Here is a 21809-nt window from a genome sequence, read left to right on the forward strand (position 1 = left end):
CGCGACGGGAGCCGGCTGCGCCGGCGTGGCGGCCGCCCGCGCGGCGACGGCACGCCGCACGCCCTCGGACAGCCGCGCATGCCCGGCCAGGCGCTCGCGCGCCACCCGGCACTCCGCGTCGCTGAGCGGGCGCGGCGGGGTCTGCGCGGTCGCGGGCGTCACGGCAGTCACTCCTAGCACGATCAGGACCACGAGCGGGCGCGGCCGCCATCTCTCCATGGGATGTCTCCTCAGGGTGTGCTCGGCGCCGTCATGTCTTCCAGATCTTCAACGCGCCCGCTCCCCATCCGGTTCCACGGCGCAGTACGCCGAGATCCCCTTTCCGCGTTCACCGGAGCTGCGACGGGCAATGGAGATCGAGGAGGTGACGATGGACGGCATGAGGATATCGCTGACGAAGGGCGCGCCGGTCTTTCGGAAGGCGCCGCCGATCCTTACGGCAACGGCGAGATCGACGACGTCGCCACGCACGGCGAACTCCCGGAACCCCTTCCACACTGCGACCGCTCGTCCTTCCGCGCACCCGGCGCTGGCAGGATTATAGGGTGGAATCGTCACCGACTCAAGAGCACCGGGGTGGACACATCGCCCTCTCCGAGCGCGCGTTGCCGCTCGCGTGGCGCGTCGCCCGGGTGCCACTGGGGCGTTCGGGGGATTGCCGGGGGTCCCCGCGTGGCATAGAGTGCCTGTGTGCGGGCACATCGATGAGCCGCAAGCTCCTGGTTGGCATCGCCGTCCTCGTCCTGCTGGGGGCCCTCTCCTACGGGGCCCGCGCGTGGTACGACTCGCTCTCCAGCATCTCCACCGATGACGCCTATGTCGAGGGCGCCGTCACCCCCGTCAGCGCCAAGGTGACCGGGCATGTGCTGGCCGTGGCCGTGGCCGACAACCAGGCGGTGAAGGCCGGCGATCTCCTGTTCCGCATCGATCCGCGCGACTATCAGGCCAGGCGCGATCAGGCTCGCGCGGCCGTGGCCGTGGCCGAGGCGAGCCACCGGGCGGCGCGCGCGGAGCTGCCGCTGGCGCGCGAGGTCACGCGCGCACAGGGCGAGGAGGCGCGCGCGGCGCTGGAGGCCGCGCGCGTGGCCGAGCAGAGCGCCGCCTCGGCCGTGGACGAGGCGCAGGCGCGGCTCGAGGCCCGGCGCGCCGCGGTGGCCGCCATGCGCGCCGATGTGTCGGGCGCCGAGAGCGCCGCCCGGCAGGGGGCGCGCGAGATGGACCGCATGCGGCGCCTGGCGCGCGACGGCTACGTGGCCGTGCGCGACTTCGACCAGGCCGAGTCGGCGGCGCAGGCCGTGGATGCCGTCCTCGAGGCGACGCGCCGGCGGCTCTCCCAGACGGAGAAGGAGGCGCAGCAGGCCGAGGCCGAGCTGGCCTCGCGCCGGCTGGCCGTGGCGCAGGCGCGCGAGCGCGTGGCCGAGAGCCGCGCAGCGCTCGGCCGGGCCGAGGGGCAGCGCCACCAGGTGCCCGTGAAGGAGGCCGAGCTGGGCCGGGCCGAGGGGCGGTTGGCCGAGGCGCGGGCCGATCTGGCGCTGGCCGAGCTGCAGCTCGGGTACGCCGAGGTGCGCGCGCCCGCCGATGGCGTCGTGGCGAAGAAGAGCGTGGAGGTGGGGCAGGTGGTGCAAGCGGGTCAGCCGCTCCTGGCCATCGTGCCGCTCCATGCGGTCTGGGTGGTGGCGAACTTCAAGGAGACGCAGCTCGCGCGCGTGCGGCCGGGCCTGCCCGCCCGGGTGGAGATCGACGGGTATCCGGGCAAGACTCTCCACGGCACCGTGGACTCCCTCAGCGCCGGCACCGGCTCGCGCTTCTCGCTCCTGCCCCCGGAGAACGCCACCGGCAACTGGGTGAAGGTGGTCCAGCGCGTCCCCGTGAAGATCCGCCTCGACGCCACGGAGGTGGGCAACCCCCGGCCGCTCCGCGCCGGCATGTCCGCGGTGGTGACGATCAAGGTCAAGTAGGGGCATGCAGCCTCCAGCCGAGGCGCACGTCTCCGCGGCGCGGAAGTGGCTCATCACGCTGTCCATCATGCTGGTGGCGGTGATGCAGATCCTCGACACCAGCGTGACCAACGTGGCCCTCCCGCACATGCAGGGATCGCTGTCGGCCGGCGTGGAGGAGGTGGCCTGGGTCATCACCTCGTTCCTGGCGGCCAACGCCGTCATCATTCCCGCGACAGGCTGGCTGGCCGGGCTCCTCGGCCGCCGCCGCTTCTTCCTCATCTGCACGACACTGTTCACCGTCTCCTCCTTCCTCTCGGGACTGGCACCGAACCTGGCCTTCCTGATCGCCATGCGCGTGCTGCAGGGCATCGGCGGCGGCCCCGTGATCCCGCTGTCGCAGGCGATCCTCTGGGAGACCTTCCCGCTGAAGGAGCGGGGCACGGCCATGGCCGTCTGGGGCATCGGGATCATGATGGGGCCCATCCTGGGACCGACGCTGGGCGGCTGGATCGCCGACAACTGGTCGTGGCGCTGGATCTTCTACATCAACCTGCCCATCGGGTTCCTGGGCTTCTTCATGGCGAGCGTCTTCCTCTTCGATCCCGCGTATCTGAGGAAGCCGGGGCGCGTGGACGTCCTGGGGCTCGTGCTGATCGTGGCGGGCTTCGGCTGCCTCCAGCTCGTCCTCGACCGCGGAGAGCGCGAGGACTGGTTCGACTCGGGCTTCATCGTGACGCTCGCCGTCGTCGCGGTCCTGGCGCTGGCGGGCTTTCTCCTCCGCGAGCTGACGACCCGCGAGCCCATCCTCGATCTCCGGGTCTTCGCCGACCGGAACTTCGCCGCCGGCAGCACCGTCATCGCCATGGTGGGCTTCGGGCTCTACGCGAGCATGATCCTCGTCGCGCTCTACACCCAGAAGCTCATGGGCTACGACGCCTGGACCGCCGGCATGGTGCTGGCGCCGGGCGGGGTCGGCAACCTGCTCTCGCTGCTGGCCGCCGGCCAGCTCGTGGCGCGCATGGACCAGCGGCTCCTGCTCACGGCGGGCTGCCTGCTCAACGCGCTGGGACTCTACTGGATGACCTCCCTCACGCTGGGCATGGACTACTGGGCGCTCGTCTGGCCGCGCTTCCTCCAGGGGTTCGGCCTCGGGTTCATCTTCGTGCCGCTGGCGACGCTCACCCTGGCCACGATCCGGAAGGACCGGCTGGGCAATGCCACCTCCGCCTTCAACGTGCTCCGCAACCTGGGCGGCAGCACCGGGGTGGCGCTCGCCACGACCTTCCTGTCGCGCAGGAGCCAGGTCCACCAGGCGACCCTCGCGGCCCACGTGGACGTCTGGAGCCCGGAGACCGCCGCGCGCCTGGCGGCGTGGACGCAGCACTTCGTCGCCCAGGGGGCGGACACCTTCACGGCGAAGCAGCGCGCGCTCGCCATGCTCTACCACGACACCGTCGGCCAGGCTCAGGTGCTCGCCTATATGGACGACTTCTGGGTGCTGACGATCCTCTTCTGTGTGATTCCGTTCCTCATCCCGCTCATGCGCCGCGTGCGCGTGGACCCTGCTGCCCCGGGGGACGGAGGTCCGGGGTCCGGAGGCCCGCCGCCACGGGGGCCGCGAGCCGCCGCGCCCGGCCCGGCGCCGCACGTGGTCGTCGAGTGATGCCCGCCGCCGATCTCGGCCTCCTCGACAGCATCCAGCGACGGGTGCTCTGGCTCGCCACCTGGATGGTCCACCACGCCAATGTCCTCCGCCCGAACCCCGACGGGACCAAGGTGGGCGGCCACCAGGCCTCCTCGGCCTCGCTCACGAGCCTGCTCACCGCGCTGTACTTCCACGCGCTCCGGCCGGGGGACATGGTGGCGGTGAAGCCGCATGCCGCCCCGGCCTTCTACGCGATCCAGTACCTCCTGGGCCGGCTGCCGCGGGAGGCGCTCGGGACGCTGCGCGCCTTCGGCGGCCTCCAGGCCTACCCGAGCCGCAGGAAGAACCCCGAGATCGTGGACCTCTCCACGGGGTCCATGGGGCTCGGGGCCGTGGCCGCCAGCTTCGGCGCGCTGGCCACGCGCTACCTGGGCGATCACTTCGGGGTGCGCCACCCCGCCCGCTTCATCGCGCTGGTGGGCGATGCCGAGCTGGACGAGGGCAATGTCTGGGAGGCGCTCCTCGAGGAGTCGATGGCCACGCTCGGCAGCCTTCTCTGGATCGTGGACCTCAACCGCCAGAGCCTGGACCGCGTGGCGCCCGATGGACGCCGGCACCAGCTCGCGCGGATGTTCGCGGCCAATGGCTGGCACGTGGTCCGGCTGCGCTGGGGCGGCAGGCTCCGGGCGCTGTTCGAGTCACCCGGCGGCAGCCGGCTGCGCCGGCGGCTCGAGGGCATGTCCGGTCCCGAGTACCATGCGCTCCTGCGCTGCCCGCCCGCCGCCGCCCGCAAGCTGCTCGTGACCTCCCCCAGGGGCATGCCCGACGCCGTCATCGAGGGGCTGCTGAGCCGGGTCGCCGACGACGAGCTGCCGGCGCTCTGCGGCGATGTCGGAGGCCACGACCTGGCTGCCATCCTGGCGGCGCTCGGCGAGGCGGAGCGCCAGCGGGACCGCCCCTCGGTGATCCTCGCCGACACGATCAAGGGATGGGGGCTCCCGCTGGCCGCCGATCCCGGCAATCACGGCGCGCTCCTGACCCCGGCGCAGGTCGAGGCGCTCCGCGCTGCCTCCGGCATCGCGCCGGGGGGCGAGTGGGAGGCCTTTCCGCCGGAGAGCCGGGAAGCGGCGCTCATCCGGGGGCGGCCGGCGCTCTTCTCGCCGCCGCCGCGGAGCGAGGCCATCGAGGTTCCCGAGCGGCTCGGGGAGTCGTATCCGGCGGAGGCCTCCACCCAGGAGGCCTTCGGCCGGGTGCTGGGGGCCCTCGCCCGGCTCCCGGCCGGTGACCGCCTCGTCACCCTGTCGCCCGACGTGGCCGTCACCACGCACCTCGCCGGCTGGATCAACCGCAAGGGCGTCTACTCGCCCAGCGGCAAGCGCGAGCCCGCGGTGGAGGCCCCCCGAGCCATGCAGTGGAGGAAATCGCCGGCGGGGCAGCACGTGGAGATCGGGATTGCCGAGCACAACCTCTTCCTCGCGCTCGGCGCCTTCGGGCTCACACGCGCGCTGTCGGGCGTGACCCTCTTCCCCGTCGGGACGCTCTACGATCCCTTCGTCACCCGCGGCCTCGACGCCCTCTACCACGCGCTCTACTCGGGCGCCCAGTTCATCGTGGTGGCGACGCCCTCGGGGGTGAGTCTGTCGCCCGAGGGCGGGGCGCATCAGTCGGTGATCACGCCGGGGATCGGCATCGGGCTGCCCGGGATCGTCTACCACGAACCCGTCTTCGCCTGCGAGGTCGAGTGGATCCTGCTGGATGCCATGCGCAGGATGGCCGCGCGGCAGGGCGGCGAGAGCCTCTACCTGCGGCTGTCCACCAAGCCGGTGGCGCAGGCGCTGGCGCCGCCCGCCACCGACGAGCAGCGCGCCCGCGTGCTCCGCGGCGGCTACCGCCTCGTGGACGGGCGCGCCGACCCCCGCTGGGATCCCGAGGTCAACGCCGTCCACCTCTTCGCCGCGGGCGTGATGGTCCCCGAGGCCGTGGCGGCGAGCCGCGCGCTCCGCGCGGAGGGCGTGTACGCCAGCGTGTTCGCCGCCACGAGCCCGGACCTCCTCTACCGGGGGGCGCGCGCGCCGCGCCCGTACCTGGAGGAGCTCGTGTCCGCCGAGGAGGAGGGCGTGGCCGTGGTGTCGGTGCTCGACGGCCACTCCCACGGCCTCGCCTTCATCGGCGCGGCTCTCGGTGTCCCGCAGATTCCCCTGGGCGTGGATCACTTCGGTCAGTCGGGCACCCGCCAGGATCTCTACCGCCACTACGGCATCGACCCGCCGGCCATTGCCCGCGCCGCGCTGACCCTCCTCGGACGGTAGTCCTCGGGGCGTGCCCGCCCGGCGGGCCGTGGGATAATCCATGGGCGCGACCCCGCGCGAGGAGAAGAGTCCCATGGAGCAGCCGACGATCCTCGTGGTGGATGACGACCCGGACGTGCGCGAGACCCTGTCGGAGTCCCTCGCGGCGCTCGACTACCGGGTGCTCACCGCCGACTCCGCTCCGGCGGCCCTGGCGGTGCTCGACACGGCGCGCCCCGATCTCGTCCTCACGGATGTGCACATGGGTGCCATGAGCGGTGTCGATCTCTGCACGCGCCTCAAGGCCGATCCGCGCTGGGAGCTCATCCCCGTCGTCATCCTCACCGGGGTCTCCGATCTCGAGGCGCGCGTGGCCGGGCTGGCCGCGGGGGCCGACGACTTCTTCGGCAAGCCCGTGGAGCTGCTGGAGCTGGGGACGCGTGTGGCGGCGCTGCTCAGGGTCAAGCAGCTGCTGGACCAGCTGGAGCGCGCCGAGGGCGTGATCACGAGCCTCGGCCTCACGATCGAGGCCCGCGATCCCTACACGGCCGGCCACTGCGAGCGGATCCGGAAGTACGCCGTGGCGCTGGGGCATGCCCTCGGCGTGGACCAGGCGACGCTTCGGGCGCTGGCCCTCGCCGGCTATCTCCACGACCTCGGCAAGATCTCGGTGCCGGACGGCATCCTCCTCAAGCCGGGGCCGCTCACCGCCGCGGAGCGCCAGATCATCCAGACGCATGCCGGCGCCGGGGCCGATCTGGTGCAGGGGCTCAGGACGCTGGAGGACGTGCGGCCGATCATCCGCCATCACCACGAGAAGATGGACGGCACGGGCTACCCGGACGGGCTCGCGGGCGCGGCGATCCCGCTGGGGGCGCGCATCATGGCTGTGGTGGACGTGTACGACGCGCTCCACACGGCGCGGCCGTACAAGCAGGCGCTCTCCCACGCCGAGTCGGTGGCGATCCTGCTCCGGGAAACGGAGGCCGGCTACTGGGAGCCGCGCATCGTCACCACCCTCGTCGAGGTGCTCGAGGACCTGGGCCCCGACCGCGTCCGCTGACTGCGCCTGGCCGGCGGGTCAGAGGTCGGGGGAGGCGTGGTGGCCCAGGATGCGATCGGCGTGGTGCCGCCCGAGCGCCCGGCAGTAGCGCCGGGTCAGCTCGGGCATGATCGTCTCGCCCGACGGGGCGCGCTCGAGCCCGAACACCGTTCCGGGGAAATCGAGCGCCTCCTGGATGGCCCAGATGCGATCGTGCTCGTGGGGCGGCAGGATGGCCGCGGGATCGCCGACGGCCACCCAGCCGATGGGCACCACGGCGTCCGCCGCCACGCGCGTCCCCACGTGCACGACGCCGTTGATGCGCACCTCGGCCCGCGCCCCGATCGTGGCCCCGTTGAAGACCGTCGTGCCGGCGGCCAGGAACACGCACTCCTCCACCGTGCATCCCGTCAGGTAGGCGCGCGGACCCACCAGCACGTGATCCCCGATGTGCAGGGGGTGGATGCGCGTTCCCCGGACCACCGCCCCCTCCATCACAATGCAGTGCGAGCCCAGCACCACCGGGCCCCCTTCCGACGTCAGCGTCGCGCCGAACAGGACGCGGCACTCGGGGCCGACGACGACGTTTCCCGCGACGGTGGCCGTGGGAGCGATGTAGGCGGTCGCGTGGATCCTGGGGCGCCTGCCGTCGTGCTCGATGAGCATGCTGTGGCCCTCCCGGCGCTCCCGGCGGGGCGCGCGCGCTGACAGGTCGGTGGGTGCGCGAGCCTATTGTAGCGTGCCCGGGGACGGGCCGCGGGTCGGCGCGCCGCGCGCTGGAGCGGCGCCTTGACGCCGCCCGGACCGGGCCGCATGCTACCTGCTGACATGCCCCATGCGGAGCTGCTCCCCGCCCAGGAGGTCTGCCGGAGGCTCGCCGCCAGCATCGGGGGGGTGATGAAGGGGCAGGCCGGTTCCACGCGGAAGCTCCTGGCCGCCTTCGCCTCGGGCGGCCACGTCCTGCTGGACGATTACCCCGGCACGGGCAAGACCACGCTCGCCAAGGCGCTGGCCCGCTCCATCGGCGCCCGCTTCAAGCGCGTCCAGTTCACGCCGGACCTCTTGCCGTCGGACATCCTGGGCGTCTCCGTCTTCGACCAGCGCGATCAGGCCTTCCACTTCCACCAGGGCCCCATCTTCACCAATATCCTCCTCGCCGACGAGATCAACCGGGCCTCGCCCCGGACTCAGTCGGCGCTGCTCGAGGCCATGGCCGAGGGGCAGATCAGCGTGGACGGCACCACGCATCGGCTCGGGGCGCTCTTCTTCGTCATCGCCACCCAGAACCCCGTGGAGTTCCGCGGCACCTATCCGCTCCCCGAGGCCCAGATGGACCGCTTCGCGCTCCAGTTCGGGCTCGGCTACGTGGGGGCCGAGGACGAGGTGGCGATCCTCTCGGCGCAGGAGCGGGCGCACCCGGTGGACGCAGTCACGCCCTGCGTGTCCACCGAGGACACGGTGGCGCTCCGCGCGCGCGCGGCCGAGATCCGCATCGCCGCCGAGCTCCGGCGCTACGTCGTGGATCTGGTCCGCGAGACGCGGCGGGCGCCGGGCGTCTCGCTCGGCGCCAGCCCGCGCGCCTCCATCGCCCTCATGAAGGCCGCCCAGGCCCTGGCCCTCCTGGACGGGCTCGACTTCGTCACGCCGGAGCACGTGCAGGAGCTCGCCGTGCCGGTCATCGCCCACCGCATGGTGGTGGATCCCCAGGCGCGCTTCTCCGGAGTCACGGCGGAGCGGGTGGTGGAGGAGATCGTGAAGACGATCCCCGTCCCCGCGTAGCCGAGGGCGGCCTCCGGGCGTGACGCGCCGGCTGCTCTTCCGCGCCTTCGGCCTCACCTATGCCGCCGAGCGCTGGATCCGCCGGCGCTTCACCGGGGCCGGGCTCCTGGCGCTGGGGGCGGCGGCGGCCGCCGCCGTGGTCGGCCTGGACACGACCCGCACGCAGGCTTACCAGCTCTTCGCCTTCCTCGCGGCGCTCCTCGGCGTCGCCATGGCGGCGAGCCTCTCCTTCCGGGGCCGCTTCGCGGTGCGGCGGCTCCTGCCGCGCTTCGCCACGGCCGGAGAGCCGCTCGCCTACCGTGTCGCGATCCGCAACGAGACCGCGCGCGCGCAGCCCGGGCTCGCGCTCGTGGAGGAGACGGCCGATCCGCGCCCCGGCTTCCAGGAGCTCCTGCGCGCGCGCGAGCCGGGGGAGGAGCGGCGCAACTGGTTCGACCGCACCGTGGGCTACCCGCGCTGGATATGGCTCGTGCGGCGGAACCAGCGCGCCCGGATCCCCGAGGTGCCCGTGCCGGCGCTCTCGCCGCGCGGCGAAGGGGAGGCCAGGGTCGAGATCATTCCGCTCCGGCGCGGGCCGCTGCGGTTCACGGGGGTGACGCTGGCGCGCCCCGATCCTCTCGGCCTCTTCCGGGCGCGCGTCACGGTGCCGGCCCCGCAGTCGGTGCTGGTGCTGCCGCGCCGCTACCCCGTGCCGGCGCTCGCGCTACCCGGGACGCGGAAGCACCAGCAGGGCGGCGTGGCGCTGGCCGCGTCGGTGGGAGACTCGGAGGAGTTCGTGTCGCTGCGCGACTACCGGCCCGGCGACCCGCTGCGGCGGATCCACTGGAAGAGCTGGGCGCGGGCCGGCCGGCCCGTGGTCAGGGAGTACCAGGACGAGTTCTTCGTCCGGCACGCGCTGGTGCTCGACACCTTCACCGGTCCGGCGCCCGGCGCGCGCTTCGAGGAGGCGGTGTCCGTGGCCGCCTCCTTCGCCTGCGCGGCGCCCACGCAGGACGCCCTCCTGGACCTCATGGTCGTGGGCGGGGAGGCGTACTGCTTCACGGCGGGGCGCGGCCTGGCCCATGCGGACCGCATGCTCGAGATCCTCGCCTGCGTGGAGCCGGCCACGGCCGGCTCCTTCCGGGTGCTCCGCGACGCGGTGCTGGAGCGCCACGCCTCGCTCAGCGGCTGCGTCTGCGTGCTGCTCGCGTGGGACGAGGAGCGGCGTGACCTCGTGGGGCGCCTCGAGGCGCTGGCGATCCCGACCCTCGTCCTCGTGCTCGGCGACGGGGACGACCCCGCGCCGGACCGTGCGGCGCTCCCGGCCCGGCCGGCGGGTGCTGCGGCGGTCCACCGGCTCCAGGTGGGCCGCATCGCCGAGGGGCTCCGGCGGCTGTGAGGACGCCCCGGCTGCTCGTCGGCGCCGCGCTTCTCTTCTGGGGGTGGCAGGTGGGTCTCCTGCTCCCGGCGGTGGCCGCCGCGCTGCTGCTCGAGGGCGCGCGCCTGGTCCGCTGGCGCTGGGAGCTGTCCCGGGGCGACTTCAACCGCGTGTCCGACCTGTCGAGCCTCGTCTTCGCGGGCATCGTCGTCTACCTCGGGGCCACGCGCGAGGCGCCGCGGGCGCTCACCCTGCTCGTCCAGTGGCTCCCGCTCGTCCTGCTCCCGCTGCTGGCGGCCCAGGTCTACAGCACCGCCGGCGGGGTCGATCCGCGCATGTTCTTCTGGAGCCAGCGGAAGCGCGCGGAGGCGGACGGCGACGGGCAGCGCCGCCTCGTGGACCTCGGCTACCCGTATCTGGCGCTCGTGATCCTGGCGGCGAGCGCGGCCAATGTGGGGACCCGGGTCTTCTACGCGGGCCTCTGTGCCTCGGCCGCCTGGGCGCTGTGGGCGAACCGGCCGCGCTGGGCCTCGCCGGCCGGCTGGGCGGGACTCCTGCTGGCGGCAGTGGTGGGGGGCTGGGGCGGTCAGGTCGGGCTCCACTCCCTCCAGCGGGTCGTCGAGGCCACGGCCTTCGAGTGGGTGTCGGAGTGGATCCGCCGGGACACGGACCCGTTCCGGGCCAGCACCGCCATCGGCCAGCTCGGCACGCTGAAGCTCTCCGACCGGATCGTCCTGCGCGTCCTCCCCGAGGGCCCCGAGCCCCCGCCGCGGCTGCTCCGCGAGGCGACCTACAACATCTACAGCGCGCCGGCGTGGCTGGCCGTGGACCCGGGCTTCAGCCGGATCCACTCCGAGGCCGACGGCACCACGTGGAAGCTCGGCCCGGCGGCGCCGGCGCCGCGCACCGTGACGATCGCGACCGCGCTCCGGCGAGGGCGCGGCGTGCTCGCCCTCCCCGGCGGCGCCTTCGAGATCCGGCGGCTCACCGTCGGGCGGCTGGAGCGCAACCGGCTCGGCGCGGTGAAGGTGGACGAGGGGCTGGGGCTCGTCACCTACACCGCGCTGGCAGGTGCCAGCGCGCCGCTCGATGACCCCCCGACCGACGCGGATCTCCTGATCACTCCGCGCGAGGTCCCCGTGTTCTCCTCCGTGGCCGCCCAGCTCGGGCTCCGCTCGCTCCCGCCGCCAGAGGCCGTGCGGGCCGTCGTGGACTTCTTCGCGCGGGGCTTCCGCTACTCGACCTATCGGCCCGGGCGCGAGCGGGAGGCGAGCCCCCTCGAGGAGTTCCTGCTGCGCTCCCGCGCGGGGCACTGCGAGTACTTCGCCACGGCCACCGTGCTCCTGCTCCGCGCGGGGGGCATCCCCACCCGCTACGTCACGGGCTTCGCCGTCGGGGAGTGGAGCGCCCTCGAGAAGGCCTACGTCCTGCGCCAGCGCCACGCCCACTCCTGGGCGCTGGCCTGGACGGGCGGGGCCTGGCGGGATGTGGACACGACGCCGGCGGTGTGGGCCGAGGAGGAGGCGGCGCAGGCCTCGTTCTGGCAACCGGCGGCTGATGTCTGGGCCTGGGGTATGTACCTCTTCTCGCGGTGGCGATATGGGGAGGGGCGGGAGGGCGTCGCCGGGTGGCTTGGCTGGCTCCTCGTGCCGCTCGTCTTGCTGCTGGCCTGGCGCATCTACTCGCGCAAGCGGGTCAGGCGCTTCCCGCCCGCGCCGACCCTGGCCTCGGCCCCGGCATCGCGGGCAGGGCAGGACTCGGAGTTCTACCTCATCGAGCAGCGGCTCGGACGGCTCGGGCTCGGACGCCAGGAGTGGGAGCCCCTGGCGCACTGGATCGAGCGCATCGGCCAGGCGCCCGAGATGAGCCGCGCGGCCGCGAGGCTCCCGCGCGTGCTGCGGCTGCACTATCGCTACCGCTTCGACCCCGCCGGGCTCTCCGCGGCGGAGCGGGAGCAGCTGCGCCACGACGTCACCGACTGGCTCGCCCAGTAGGGGGTCAGGTCTTGCATTTCGACATTGGCAGGTGTCTCAGGGAGCGCAAGAGTGGTGGGGCCCCAGCTACGTGTCGGATTGCAAGACCTGACCCCAGGTGAGGCAGGTGAGGAGGGTGGCGGTGGTGCGGATGCCCTGGAAGAGGTGGTCGAGGCGAAGGTGCTCGTTGGGGCTGTGCTGGCGGTTGCTGGCATTGGCATAGGGCAGGACGAGGGTCGGCAGGCCGAGGAGATCGGTGAAGGCCCAGAGCGGTACGCTGCCGCCGAGCGTCGGCAGGAGCACGGCCCGCTCGCCGCCGTGAGCCCGCTCCACCGCTGCGATCACTTCGCGGCAGATGGGCAGGTCCAGCGCCGTCTTCGCCGGATCGTAGCCCCCCTTTCCCACCACGCGGATGGCCCGCCCCCGGAGCGCGTCGGGCAGCGGTGTCTCCGCCCCCTCGATGACCTCGAAGCCCTGAGCCCGGATGTGCTCGACGAGGCGCCGGTACATCGTCTCCAGCCGCTGGTGCTTGGCCATGCGGACGTCGATGGACACCGAGGCGCGGTGCGGGACGATGGTGTTGGCCTGCTTGCCGGTGAAGCCGCTGGCAAGCCCGCGGATGTTGAGCGTCGGATGGAACATGAGCCGCTCGAGGTAGTCCGCCGGCACGCGCACGCCGAGCTCGCGCTCGAGCGCGGGCCGGTCCACCGGGATCCGGGCCAGCATCTCCCGCTCGGCCGCCGAGGGCGGGGCCACCTCCGCCTCGAAGCCCTCGATGAGCGGGGTGCCGTCCGGCGCCGCCATCGAGGCGAGCAGCCCGTTGAGCGCCCACGCCGGGTTCGGAACCACGAAGTTGCCCGAGTGGACATCGCGCCGCGCCGCCTCCAGCATGAGCTCGAGCGTCAGGACGCCGCGGGCGCCGCCGGAGACGGTGGGGCGGCCGCTGTCGTGCTTGGGCCCGTCGGTGACGAGGACGAGATCCGCCGCCAGGAGCTCCCGGTGCGCCTCGGTGAAGGGGCCGAAGCAGGGACTGCCGATCTCCTCCTCGCCGTCGAAGACGAACTTCACGTTCACCGCGGGCGCGATGCCGGAGGCGTCCATCAGCTCGAGGGCCCAGAGATGCGCCCAGATCGGCCCCTTGTCGTCGGAGGCCCCACGCGCGTAGAGGCGATACTGCCCGAGATCCTCGTCGGCGATGGCCGCGGGCGCGACCGTCGGCGCCCCTTCCTCGGCCAGTCCCCGGCGGAAGACGGGCTCGAGCGGCGAGGGCTGCAGCCACCCGTCCGGCGGCACCGGCTTCGTGTCGTAATGGCAGTAGAGGAGGAGCGTCCGGCGGGCGCCCGGGACGCGCCGCTCCCCGAAGACGGCGGGGTTGCCGCCGGTCTCGATGACGCGGGCCTCGAGGCCGCGGGCCTGCATGGCGGGCGAGCCACTCGCTGCAGGCGCGGACGCGCTCGCGCTCCTGGCTCACCGACTCCAGGCGGAGGAAGGGGATGAAGTCCCCGACGATGGCGCGGCGGCGCGAGGCCAGGAGCCGGTCGAACGCGGGCCAGTCAATCATGGCGGGGATGCCCCCTGAAGCGCCGCGGTGGACCGGGATCCGTCACTTGCGCGCGACGACCTGAAGGACACGAATACGTCCCTCCTCGAGGTTTCGCCTCAGGTTCCGCGTCATGGCCGCGAAGTCCGGTCCCAGCACCAGGTGCAGGCCGAGCGGCGGCGGGCCCGTCTCCCGGACCTTCCTGGCCAGCCCCGCGAACCAGGCCGCGGCGGCCGCCGTCGTATCTTCCCAGCTGTCGATCGTGAAGCCGCTGGCCTCGAGGAACCGCCGCAGGGCCTCGGGGGCGACGAGGAAGCTCGTTTCCGGCGAGCGGGCCCAGGGGACGGGAAAGACCACCTCGCCCCCGGAGCCGGCGACCACATCGTAGAGTGCCAGCGCGCCCCCGGGCGTGAGCACCCGGAAGATCTCCCGGTAGAGCCTCGCCTTGTCCGGGATGTTCATGCCGGCGTGCTGGGTCCAGACGAGATCGAAGGCCGCATCGGGGAAGGGGAGGGCCAGGGCATCGCCCTGCTGGTACGTCACGAGATGCGCGAGCCCCGTGCGCTCCGCGAGCAGCCTCGCCACGCGGCAGTACTCGTCGGTCAGGTCGATGCCCGTGACCTGGCAGCCGAACTCACGCGCGAGGCACCGCGACGGCCCGCCCAGGCCGCTGCCCACGTCCAGCACGCGCTGGCGCGTCTCGAGCCCGGCGGCGCGAGCCAGCTCGAGCGTCGCCTTCCGGCCGCGGACGTGAAACTCGTCGATCGGCGCCAGGTCCTCCGGCGTGAGGTGCTCGACGTCCTTCCCGGCGCCCGTGAGGGCGGTGAGGATGACGCTGGCCAGGTCGCCCCTGGCATAGTGTCGCGTCACCTCGTCCTTCAGCGCGTCAGGCGGCGCCATGGGCTCTGACCTTCAGCGGCGCGCGTCGAGCTGTCCGCGGAGGCGGCGGAAGTCGGCGATGGAGCGGTCCTCGTCGGGACCGAAGCGGTACGTGAAGTTGCGCAGGTAGGCGGCGACCTCGCGCTCGTCGAAGCCCGTGTCGCGGCGCCGCGCGGCGATGGCCGGGATGCTCTCCATCCCGCGGCCAAGCGCCGCGCCCAGCGCCTGGGCGAAGCTGTCCCGCTCGACCGCGGGCACCGCCGCCCGGATGCTCCAGCGGGCGAACACGCAAGGCAGGCCGGTCCACTCGTGCCAGTCGCCCGCGATGTCGAGCACGTGCTTCCAGGGGCGCCCGGTCTTGGCCTCGCGGATCGCCTTGTCGCCGATGAGGAGGATGGCATCGTAGGGCTCTTGCGGACCCACCCAGGCCCGCGGTGTCACCTCGTGCTTGAGCGCCAGCAGCACCCGGAGCAGCTCCACGGAGGTCGCCGTCTCGTCCGTCACGCCGATCACCGCGCCGTCGAGATCGGACGGGGCGCGGTCCGAGAAGAGGAGCACGCTGCGGACGGGGCCACGGCTGGCGATGCCGAAGGGGAGCGGCACGAGCAGGTGCTCGAGGCGGAGGGCGTCCATGAGCGACAGCGGAGCGGCGTCCAGCCCACCCGCGGCCATGGCCTGGCCCAGGGCGCGAGGCGTCTCCGAGATCAGCTCGACGCCGGCGAGGTGGATGAAGTACGGCTCGCAGTTGAGGTAGGGGATGTGGCCGATGCGGAGCATGAGGGATGTCCTCCGGTTAGCTGTGATGGCGGCGCATGACGGCGACGAAGCGCTCCCGGATCCTCTCCTCCGCCTCGTGGTGCCGGTCGCGCACCACCCAGCGGCCGGCGACCATCACGTCGCGTACCGGGCTGGCGCCGGCCATGCCCCCGGAGATCACCCAGGCGTCCAGCGCGGTGCGCTCGGTCTGGCCCAGGAGGGCGGGCGCCTTGGGGTCGAGGACGACGAGATCGGCGCGGCGGCCGGCGGCGATGGCGCCCACCGGCTGCGCCAGCGCCTGGGCGCCGCCGCGGCGCGCGGCGTCGAAGAGGACGCGGCCGGGACTCTCGGTCGCCTCGTCCCCGGGCGTGACGACCACGTTGCGCAGCCGGTGGTGGAGGCGCTGACCGTACTCGAGCATGCGCAGCTCGTCGGCCACCGCGATGAGCGTGTTGGCGTCGGTGCCGATGCCGAAGCGACCGCCACCCCGATGGTAGCCGCGAAGGGGGAAGCGCCCGTCGCCCAGGTTGGCCTCGGTGAGCGGGCAGAGGCCCGCGACGGCGCCGGTCCGCGCCAGCCCCGCGCGCTCGGCGTCGGTCACATGCGTGGCGTGCACGAGGGTCCAGCGCTGATCGACGCCGGCATTGGCCAGGAGCCACTCCACAGGGGGTGCGCCGAGCCCGGCGCGGCATTCCTCCACCTCCTCCGTGCGCTCGGCGGCGTGGATGTGCACGGGCCCCTCCGGCGCGGCCGCGAGGAGCGCGAGGAGGAGCCGGGCGGGGACGGCGCGGAGGCTGTGAGGGGCGATCGCCACCGTCCCGTGTCGCCGCACGGCTTCCACCAGCGAGAGGTAACCGTCAAGGTCGAGGAGGAAGCGACGCTGATCCTCCTGCGCGGGCTTGCCGATCCCGCCGCTGGCGTAGAGCACCGGGGCCAGTGTGAGGCCGATGCCCACGGCGCCTGCGGCGGCCACGATCCGCTCGGCCATCTCCGCGGAGTTCGCGTAGGGCCGGCCGTCCGGCTGATGGTGAACGTAGTGGAACTCGGCGACGCTGGTGAAGCCGCCGCGCACCATGTCGAGATAGGCCTGCGCGGCGAGGGCCTCCAGGTCCTCGGGCTCCAGGGCACGCATGAACCGGTACATGGTCTCGCGCCAGGACCAGAGGGTCTCGACGGCGACGCCGGGGGCCAGGCGGTCCCCCCACCCCACGAGCCCCCGGTGGAAGGCATGGGAGTGGAGGTTGGGCATGCCCGGGACGACGTAGCCCGCGATGCGCTCGGCGCCGGCGATGGGCGCCTCTCCCACGGCGGCGATCAGCCCGTCGGATGCCACGGCGACGAACCCGGGGGAGAGCCAGCCGGTCTCCCCCAGCAGGTGATCCGCGCGGTAGGCCTTCATCGCTCCCGTCTTCGATTCGGCGGTGGTCGGGGCACAAGCGAGCATCTCGGGGTCCTTGGCTCCAGACCCTGGGACAGGACACTAGCACCCGGTCTCGTGAGGCGTCAACGCGCCGCGGCCACGTGGCCTGGCACGCTGCGCGCCCGTGTCGTCCCCGGGCCTCGGGATCCGGGTCGCGCGTCGGCTTCACTGCACAGGCGGCGTGATCACCTCTACGCGAGGCGGCCGATGGCGCGCTCCACGGCCGCCTGGACGGCGCCCCCTTCCGCCAGACCGAGCGCCGCGGTGAGGTCGTGGTGGAGGAGGCGGTCGGTGTCGAGGCCGGGGATGCGGGCGCGCACGGCGGCGTGCGCGGCGCGGCTGCCCGCGCCGGGAGTGAGCGGCCGGCGCAGATCGAGGGCCTGCGCGGCCAGCAGCAGCTCGATGGCGAGCACCTGGCGGACGTGGCCGAGGATCTGCCGCGCCTTGAGTGCCGCGCCCGCGCCCATGGAGTTGTAATCCTCCTGCAGCCCCGAGGTCGGGATGGAGTCGGCGCTGGCCGGGTGGCTCCAGGCCCGGCACTCCGACACCAGCGCCGCCGCCACGTACTGGGCGATCATGTAGCCGGAGTGCAGCCCCCCGTGAGGCGACAGGAAGGCCGGCAGCCCCTCGCTGGTGAGCGGGTTGACGAGGCGGTCGATGCGGCGCTCGGCGATGCCGGCCAGGGAGGTGAGCCCCAGGGCCAGCGTGTCGAGGCCGAGCGCCAGGGGCTCGCCGTGGAAGTTCCCGCCCGAGAGCACGGCCCCGTCGCCGGCGTCCCCCTCGGGGAAGAGCAGCGGGTTATCGGTGACGCTGTTGATCTCGCGCCCGATGATCTCCCGCGCGAAGCCCACGGCCTCGCGGCAGGCCCCATGGACCTGCGGCATGCAGCGGAGGCTGTAGGCGTCCTGCACGCGGGTGCAGTCGCGGTGCGAGGCGATGATGGCGCTGTCGGCGGTGAGCGCGCGGAGATTGGCGGCCGAGGCGAGCTGCCCCGGATGGGGGCGGAGCGCGTGGATGCGCGCGTCGAAGGCCGCGCTGGAGCCCATGAGCGCCTCCAGGCTCATGGCCCCGGAGATGTCGGCAAGCCGCGCCAGGGCCAGCGCCTCGTCCACGAGGAGCGCCCCCAGCCCGGTCATGAGATGCGTGCCGTTGAGCAGCGCGAGCCCCTCCTTCATCTCGAGGACGAGCGGCTCGAGCCCCGCCCGTCGGAGCGCCTCGCGCGCCGGCTGCCGCGCGCCGGCCAGCATGGCCTCGCCCTCGCCGATGAGGCAGGCGGCGATGTGGGCGAGGGGCGCGAGATCGCCCGAGGCGCCCACCGAGCCGCGCTCGGGGATCACGGGCAGCACGCCTCGGTTCAGGCAGCCGGTGAGCAGCTCGACGACGGCCGGCCGCACCCCCGAGTGGCCGCGTGCCAGCGAGGCCGCCAGGAGCAGGAGCACCGCGCGCGTCTCTGGCTCGCCGAGCGGGGCACCCACGCCGGCCGCATGCGAGAGGACCAGGTTGCGTTGCAGCTCGCGGCGGGAGTCATGCGGGATCAGCGTGTCCTTGAGCTTGCCCACTCCCGTCGTGACGCCGTAGACCGGCTGCCCGCCGCGATCGATGGCGTCCAGCAGCGCGCGCCCGCGCTCGAGCCGCGGCCCCGCGTCCGGATCCAGCAGGACCGGCGCGCCGGCCCGGGCCACCGCCACGACGTCGGCAACGTCGAGCCGGCCCGCGCCGAGGACGACGGTCCTCAGCGCTCCCACACCACGCTCCCCCGCTTGATGACCCGGGCCACGTGGTTGACGCCGTAGAAGTAGGGGATGTGCTCCCAGGTGGGCACATCGGCGAGGACGAGGTCGCAGAGCTTGCCCGGGCGCAGCGAGCCGATCTCCGCCTCGAGGCCCAGGGCGTGAGCAGCGTGAAGCGTGACGCCCAGGAGGGCCTCCTCCATGGTCATCTTCATCTGGCTCACGGCCATGGTCATGACGAGCTGGAGGTTGCAGCCCATGGACGAGCCCGGGTTGAAGTCGCTGGCCAGGGCCACGCGCGCGCCGGTCTCGAGGAAGGCGCGCGCGGGCGCATACGGGAGCCCGAGGAAGAAGGCCGTGCCGGGCAGCAGTGTCGCCGTGACGCCGGCCGCCTTCATGCGGGCGATCCCCTCGACGCGGGCCTTGAGGAGGTGGTCGGCCGAGAGCGCCCCCACCTCGGCCGCCAGCTCGGCGCCCCCCACGGTGACGAACTCGTCGGCGTGGAACTTCGCGCGCAGGCCGTGGCGGGCCCCGGCCTCGAGGATCCGGCGCGTCTGCGCCAGCGAGAAGACGCCCTCCTCGCAGAACACGTCCACGTGGCGGGCCAGCCTGCGGCGCGCCACCTCGGGGAGCATCTCCTGCACCACGAGCTCCACGTACGCGTCGGTGCGCCCCCTGAACTCCGGGGGCACCTCGTGGGCGCCGCAGAAGGTGGGCGCCACCGTCACCGGATGCTCGGTGTCGAGCCGGGCGATGGCCTCGAGCATCTTCAGCTCGTCGGCGGTGGTGAGCCCGTAGCCGGACTTGGCCTCGCAGGTGGTGGTGCCGTGGCGGAGCATGAGGTCGAGGCGCAGCCGGCCGAGATCCACCAGCTCGTCCACGCTCGCCCGGCGCGTGGCGCGCACCGTGGAGAGGATGCCCCCGCCCGCCGCGGCGATCTCCTTGTAAGTGGCGCCGCGCGCCCGCATGGCGTACTCGTGCTCGCGCGAGCCGGCGAAGACGAGATGGGTGTGCGAGTCCACGAAGCCGGGGAGCGCCACGCGGCCTCCCGCGTCCACGATCCGGGCCTCGGCGCAGCGCACGACCTCGCGCTCCACCCGCGCCTCGGGGCCGACCCAGCAGATGCGCCCGCCGGCCGCGGCCAGGGCGGCGCCCGCGATGATGCCCAGCGGTCCCTCGCCGAGCCCCGGCTCGCCGCTGACGAGCTGGCCGATGTTGCGGACGAGGAGATCGGCGGGGGCGGTCATGGCGCCGCGCGGCGGCCGGATCGAGCGCACCAGGCGATCGCCCCTGCCGCGAAGGCGCCCGCACAAAGGGCGTGCACGCGGTGGAAGCTGCCCGGGAGGAACAAGGCATTGCCGGCGATCCATGGCGCCAGCGGTGCCACGTCGGGATGGATCACCGCGTCGAGGAGGCTGTGGGACAGGGCGCCGAACAACGCCCCGGTCAGCGCGGCCCCCCAAGGTACCGGACCCAGCTCGGCGACGAGCCGCTCGGCTACCTGGCCCCTCGGGCGCAGCCTGCCGGCGGCGGCGCGGTAGGCACGGGACAGCGCGGCCCGCGCTGGTCCGACCACCGCGAGCGCCGCCACGGCCGACCCGGACAGCGTGTGAAGCCCGCCGTGAATGGGATGGCGGCTCGCGGCAATGTTGACGATCGTCTCCAGGTCGATCATGACCTGGACGATGGCGAAGATGCCGAGGCTCAGCGCGCGCGGGCAGGCCGCCTTGAGGACCATCGCGGGACCGAGGTGAAAGGGGGTGACCGGCATGATGTGGTCGCGCCTCAGGCCGTGATCCCCGGGAGGGTGAGGCCGTGGCGGCGCGCGGCGGCGATGGCGTCCTCGTAGCCGGCGTCGGCGTGACGCATGATGCCGGTGCCGGGGTCGCTGGTCAGGACGCGCTGGAGCCGGCGCGCCGCCTCCGGCGTGCCGTCGGCCACCACGACCATCCCGGCGTGGATCGAGTAGCCGATGCCGACGCCGCCGCCGTGGTGGACCGAGACCCAGGTGGCCCCGGCGGCGGTGTTGACCAGCGCGTTCAGGATGGGCCAGTCGGCGATGGCATCGGAGCCGTCGCGCATGGACTCGGTCTCGCGGTTCGGCGAGGCGACCGAGCCCGAGTCCAGATGATCCCGCCCGATGACGAGGGGCGCCTTCACGCCCCCCGAGGCCACGAGGTCGTTGAAGATGCGCCCCGCGCGGGCCCGCTCGCCGTAGCCGAGCCAGCAGATGCGCGCCGGCAGACCCTGGAAGTGGACGCGCGCCCTGGCCATGCCGAGCCAGCGCACCAGGTGCTCGTTGTCCCGGAACGCCTCCATGAGAGCACGGTCGGTGGCGAAGATGTCCTCGGGATCGCCCGACAGCGCCACCCAGCGAAACGGGCCCTGGCCCTGGCAGAAGAGCGGGCGGATGAAGGCCGGGACGAAGCCCGGATAGGAGAAGTCGGTGACGCCGGCGTTCTCGGCCTCGCGGCGGAAGTTGTTGCCGTAGTCGAAGAGGATGGCGCCGCTCCGCTGGAAACCCAGCATGGCCCGCATCTGGAGCGCGATGGACTCATAGGCCCGGCGCAGGTACTCCTTCGGGTCGCGCTGGCGAAGGGCGGTGGCCTCGCCCACCGACAGCCCCGCGGGGATGTAGCCGTTCACCATGTCGTGGGCCGAGGTCTGGTCCGTCACCACGTCGGGGCGCAGGCCCCGGCGGGCCATCTCGGGGTGGGCCTCGGCGGCATTGGCGTGGAGCGCGATGGACAGCGCCTCGCCGCGTGTCCGCGCCGCCTCCGCCCAGCCGAGCGCCTCGTCCAGCGAGGCCGTGGCGCGGTCCACGTAGCCGAGGCGCAGCCGGCGCTCGATGCGCGCGCCGTCCACCTCGACGAAGATCCCCACGCCCTCGTTCATGGTGACGGCCAGCGGCTGGGCGCCGCCCATGCCGCCGAGCCCGGCGGAGAGCACGAGCCGGCCGCGGAGCGTGCCGCCGAAGTGCGTGCGCGCGCAGGCGGCGAAGGTCTCGTAGGTGCCCTGGAGGATGCCCTGCGTGCCGATGTAGATCCACGAGCCCGCCGTCATCTGGCCGTACATGGTGAGCCCCATGGCCTCGTACCGCCGGAAATGCTCCCAGTCGCCCCACTCGGGGACGAGCATGGCGTTGGCGATGAGGACGCGCGGGGCGTCGGGGTGAGTGCGGAAGATGCCGACGGGCTTCCCCGACTGGACCAGCAAGGTCTCGTCCCCCGCGAGGCTCCGGAGCGAGGCGACGATCCGGTGATACGCCTCCCAGGAGCGCGCGGCCTTGCCCGAGCCGCCGTAGACGACGAGGTCCTCCCAGCGCTCGGCCACGTCGGGGTCGAGGTTGTTCATGAGCATGCGGAGCGCCGCCTCCTGCGGCCAGCCCTTGCAGGACAGCGCGCTGCCCCGCGGGGCGCGGATGGGCTCGGTGGGCCTGCCGGCGGCGGGGCCGCTCATG

Annotated in this window: 18 protein-coding genes; 7 read left to right on the forward strand and 11 right to left on the reverse strand. The window is 73.4% G+C overall.

Annotated elements, in window-relative coordinates; genetic code table 11:
* Positions 1 to 219, reverse strand: a 219-nt coding sequence (locus HYV93_09945) for a hypothetical protein (protein ID MBI2526292.1), incomplete at its 3' end; no start/stop codon positions are given.
* A 48-nt stretch (positions 220 to 267) separates the two neighbouring features.
* Entirely contained in the window at positions 268 to 498 is a 231-nt protein-coding gene (locus HYV93_09950; GenBank protein ID MBI2526293.1) for an MscL family protein, read from the reverse strand.
* A 206-nt stretch (positions 499 to 704) separates the two neighbouring features.
* Between HYV93_09950 and HYV93_09955 the strand changes: the two genes are divergently transcribed.
* From HYV93_09955 to HYV93_09970, 4 genes are all read left to right on the forward strand, one after another.
* On the forward strand, positions 705 to 1958 hold the full coding sequence (locus HYV93_09955; GenBank protein MBI2526294.1) for an HlyD family secretion protein: 1254 nt from the start codon (positions 705 to 707) through the stop codon (positions 1956 to 1958).
* Between the two features lie 4 nt (positions 1959 to 1962).
* Positions 1963 to 3603, forward strand: coding sequence for a DHA2 family efflux MFS transporter permease subunit (locus HYV93_09960; GenBank protein ID MBI2526295.1), 1641 nt, complete (start codon positions 1963 to 1965; stop codon positions 3601 to 3603).
* Positions 3603 to 5894, forward strand: a complete 2292-nt coding sequence (locus tag HYV93_09965; GenBank protein MBI2526296.1) for a pyruvate dehydrogenase — start codon at positions 3603 to 3605, stop codon at positions 5892 to 5894. The genes HYV93_09960 and HYV93_09965 overlap by 1 nt, the downstream gene beginning before the upstream one ends.
* Before the next feature lie 73 nt (positions 5895 to 5967).
* Entirely contained in the window at positions 5968 to 6936 is a 969-nt protein-coding gene (locus HYV93_09970; GenBank protein ID MBI2526297.1) for a response regulator, read from the forward strand.
* Positions 6937 to 6954: 18 nt separating this feature from the next.
* On the opposite strand, the gene HYV93_09975 is transcribed toward HYV93_09970, so the two are convergent.
* Positions 6955 to 7581, reverse strand: a complete 627-nt coding sequence (locus HYV93_09975; GenBank protein ID MBI2526298.1) for a gamma carbonic anhydrase family protein — start codon at positions 7579 to 7581, stop codon at positions 6955 to 6957.
* Positions 7582 to 7743: 162 nt separating this feature from the next.
* Between HYV93_09975 and HYV93_09980 the strand changes: the two genes are divergently transcribed.
* Genes HYV93_09980 through HYV93_09990 form a run of 3 tightly spaced genes read left to right on the forward strand, consistent with a single transcriptional unit; the run spans position 7744 to position 12045 of the window.
* Positions 7744 to 8694 carry a MoxR family ATPase gene (locus tag HYV93_09980; protein ID MBI2526299.1) on the forward strand — a complete coding sequence of 317 codons (951 nt, stop codon included), beginning with the start codon at positions 7744 to 7746 and terminating at the stop codon, positions 8692 to 8694.
* Between the two features lie 19 nt (positions 8695 to 8713).
* A complete protein-coding gene (locus HYV93_09985; GenBank protein MBI2526300.1) occupies positions 8714 to 10072 on the forward strand; it encodes a DUF58 domain-containing protein in 1359 nt (452 codons plus the stop codon).
* The gene (locus tag HYV93_09990; GenBank protein ID MBI2526301.1) at positions 10069 to 12045 is read left to right on the forward strand and encodes a hypothetical protein; all 1977 of its coding nucleotides are present in this window, start codon (positions 10069 to 10071) and stop codon (positions 12043 to 12045) included. The genes HYV93_09985 and HYV93_09990 overlap by 4 nt, the downstream gene beginning before the upstream one ends.
* 66 nt (positions 12046 to 12111) lie before the next feature.
* Here the strand turns inward: HYV93_09990 and HYV93_09995 are convergent, their stop codons facing one another.
* The 8 genes from HYV93_09995 to hutU all read right to left on the reverse strand — a co-directional run bounded on the left by HYV93_09995 (position 12112) and on the right by hutU (position 21808).
* The gene (locus HYV93_09995) at positions 12112 to 13443 is read right to left on the reverse strand and encodes a M20/M25/M40 family metallo-hydrolase (protein MBI2526302.1); all 1332 of its coding nucleotides are present in this window, start codon (positions 13441 to 13443) and stop codon (positions 12112 to 12114) included.
* A gap of 184 nt (positions 13444 to 13627) precedes the next feature.
* Positions 13628 to 14464 carry a methyltransferase domain-containing protein gene (locus tag HYV93_10000; GenBank protein MBI2526303.1) on the reverse strand — a complete coding sequence of 279 codons (837 nt, stop codon included), beginning with the start codon at positions 14462 to 14464 and terminating at the stop codon, positions 13628 to 13630.
* Positions 14465 to 14476: 12 nt separating this feature from the next.
* A complete protein-coding gene (locus tag HYV93_10005; protein ID MBI2526304.1) occupies positions 14477 to 15220 on the reverse strand; it encodes a menaquinone biosynthesis protein in 744 nt (247 codons plus the stop codon).
* A 16-nt stretch (positions 15221 to 15236) separates the two neighbouring features.
* On the reverse strand, positions 15237 to 16643 hold the full coding sequence (locus HYV93_10010) for a formimidoylglutamate deiminase (GenBank protein MBI2526305.1): 1407 nt from the start codon (positions 16641 to 16643) through the stop codon (positions 15237 to 15239).
* 167 nt (positions 16644 to 16810) lie between these two features.
* Entirely contained in the window at positions 16811 to 18355 is a 1545-nt protein-coding gene (gene hutH, locus HYV93_10015; protein ID MBI2526306.1) for a histidine ammonia-lyase, read from the reverse strand.
* Positions 18352 to 19596: an imidazolonepropionase gene (locus HYV93_10020; protein MBI2526307.1), complete on the reverse strand. Its 1245-nt coding sequence runs from the start codon at positions 19594 to 19596 to the stop codon at positions 18352 to 18354. Before HYV93_10020 ends, hutH begins: the two co-directional genes overlap by 4 nt.
* The gene (locus HYV93_10025) at positions 19593 to 20120 is read right to left on the reverse strand and encodes a hypothetical protein (GenBank protein MBI2526308.1); all 528 of its coding nucleotides are present in this window, start codon (positions 20118 to 20120) and stop codon (positions 19593 to 19595) included. Before HYV93_10025 ends, HYV93_10020 begins: the two co-directional genes overlap by 4 nt.
* Before the next feature lie 14 nt (positions 20121 to 20134).
* Positions 20135 to 21808 carry a urocanate hydratase gene (gene hutU / locus HYV93_10030; GenBank protein MBI2526309.1) on the reverse strand — a complete coding sequence of 558 codons (1674 nt, stop codon included), beginning with the start codon at positions 21806 to 21808 and terminating at the stop codon, positions 20135 to 20137.
* Between the last annotated feature and the right edge of the window lies 1 nt (position 21809).

This window comes from Candidatus Rokuibacteriota bacterium (genome assembly GCA_016188005.1).
In the GTDB taxonomy this organism is placed as follows: Bacteria; Methylomirabilota; Methylomirabilia; order Rokubacteriales; family CSP1-6; genus UBA12499.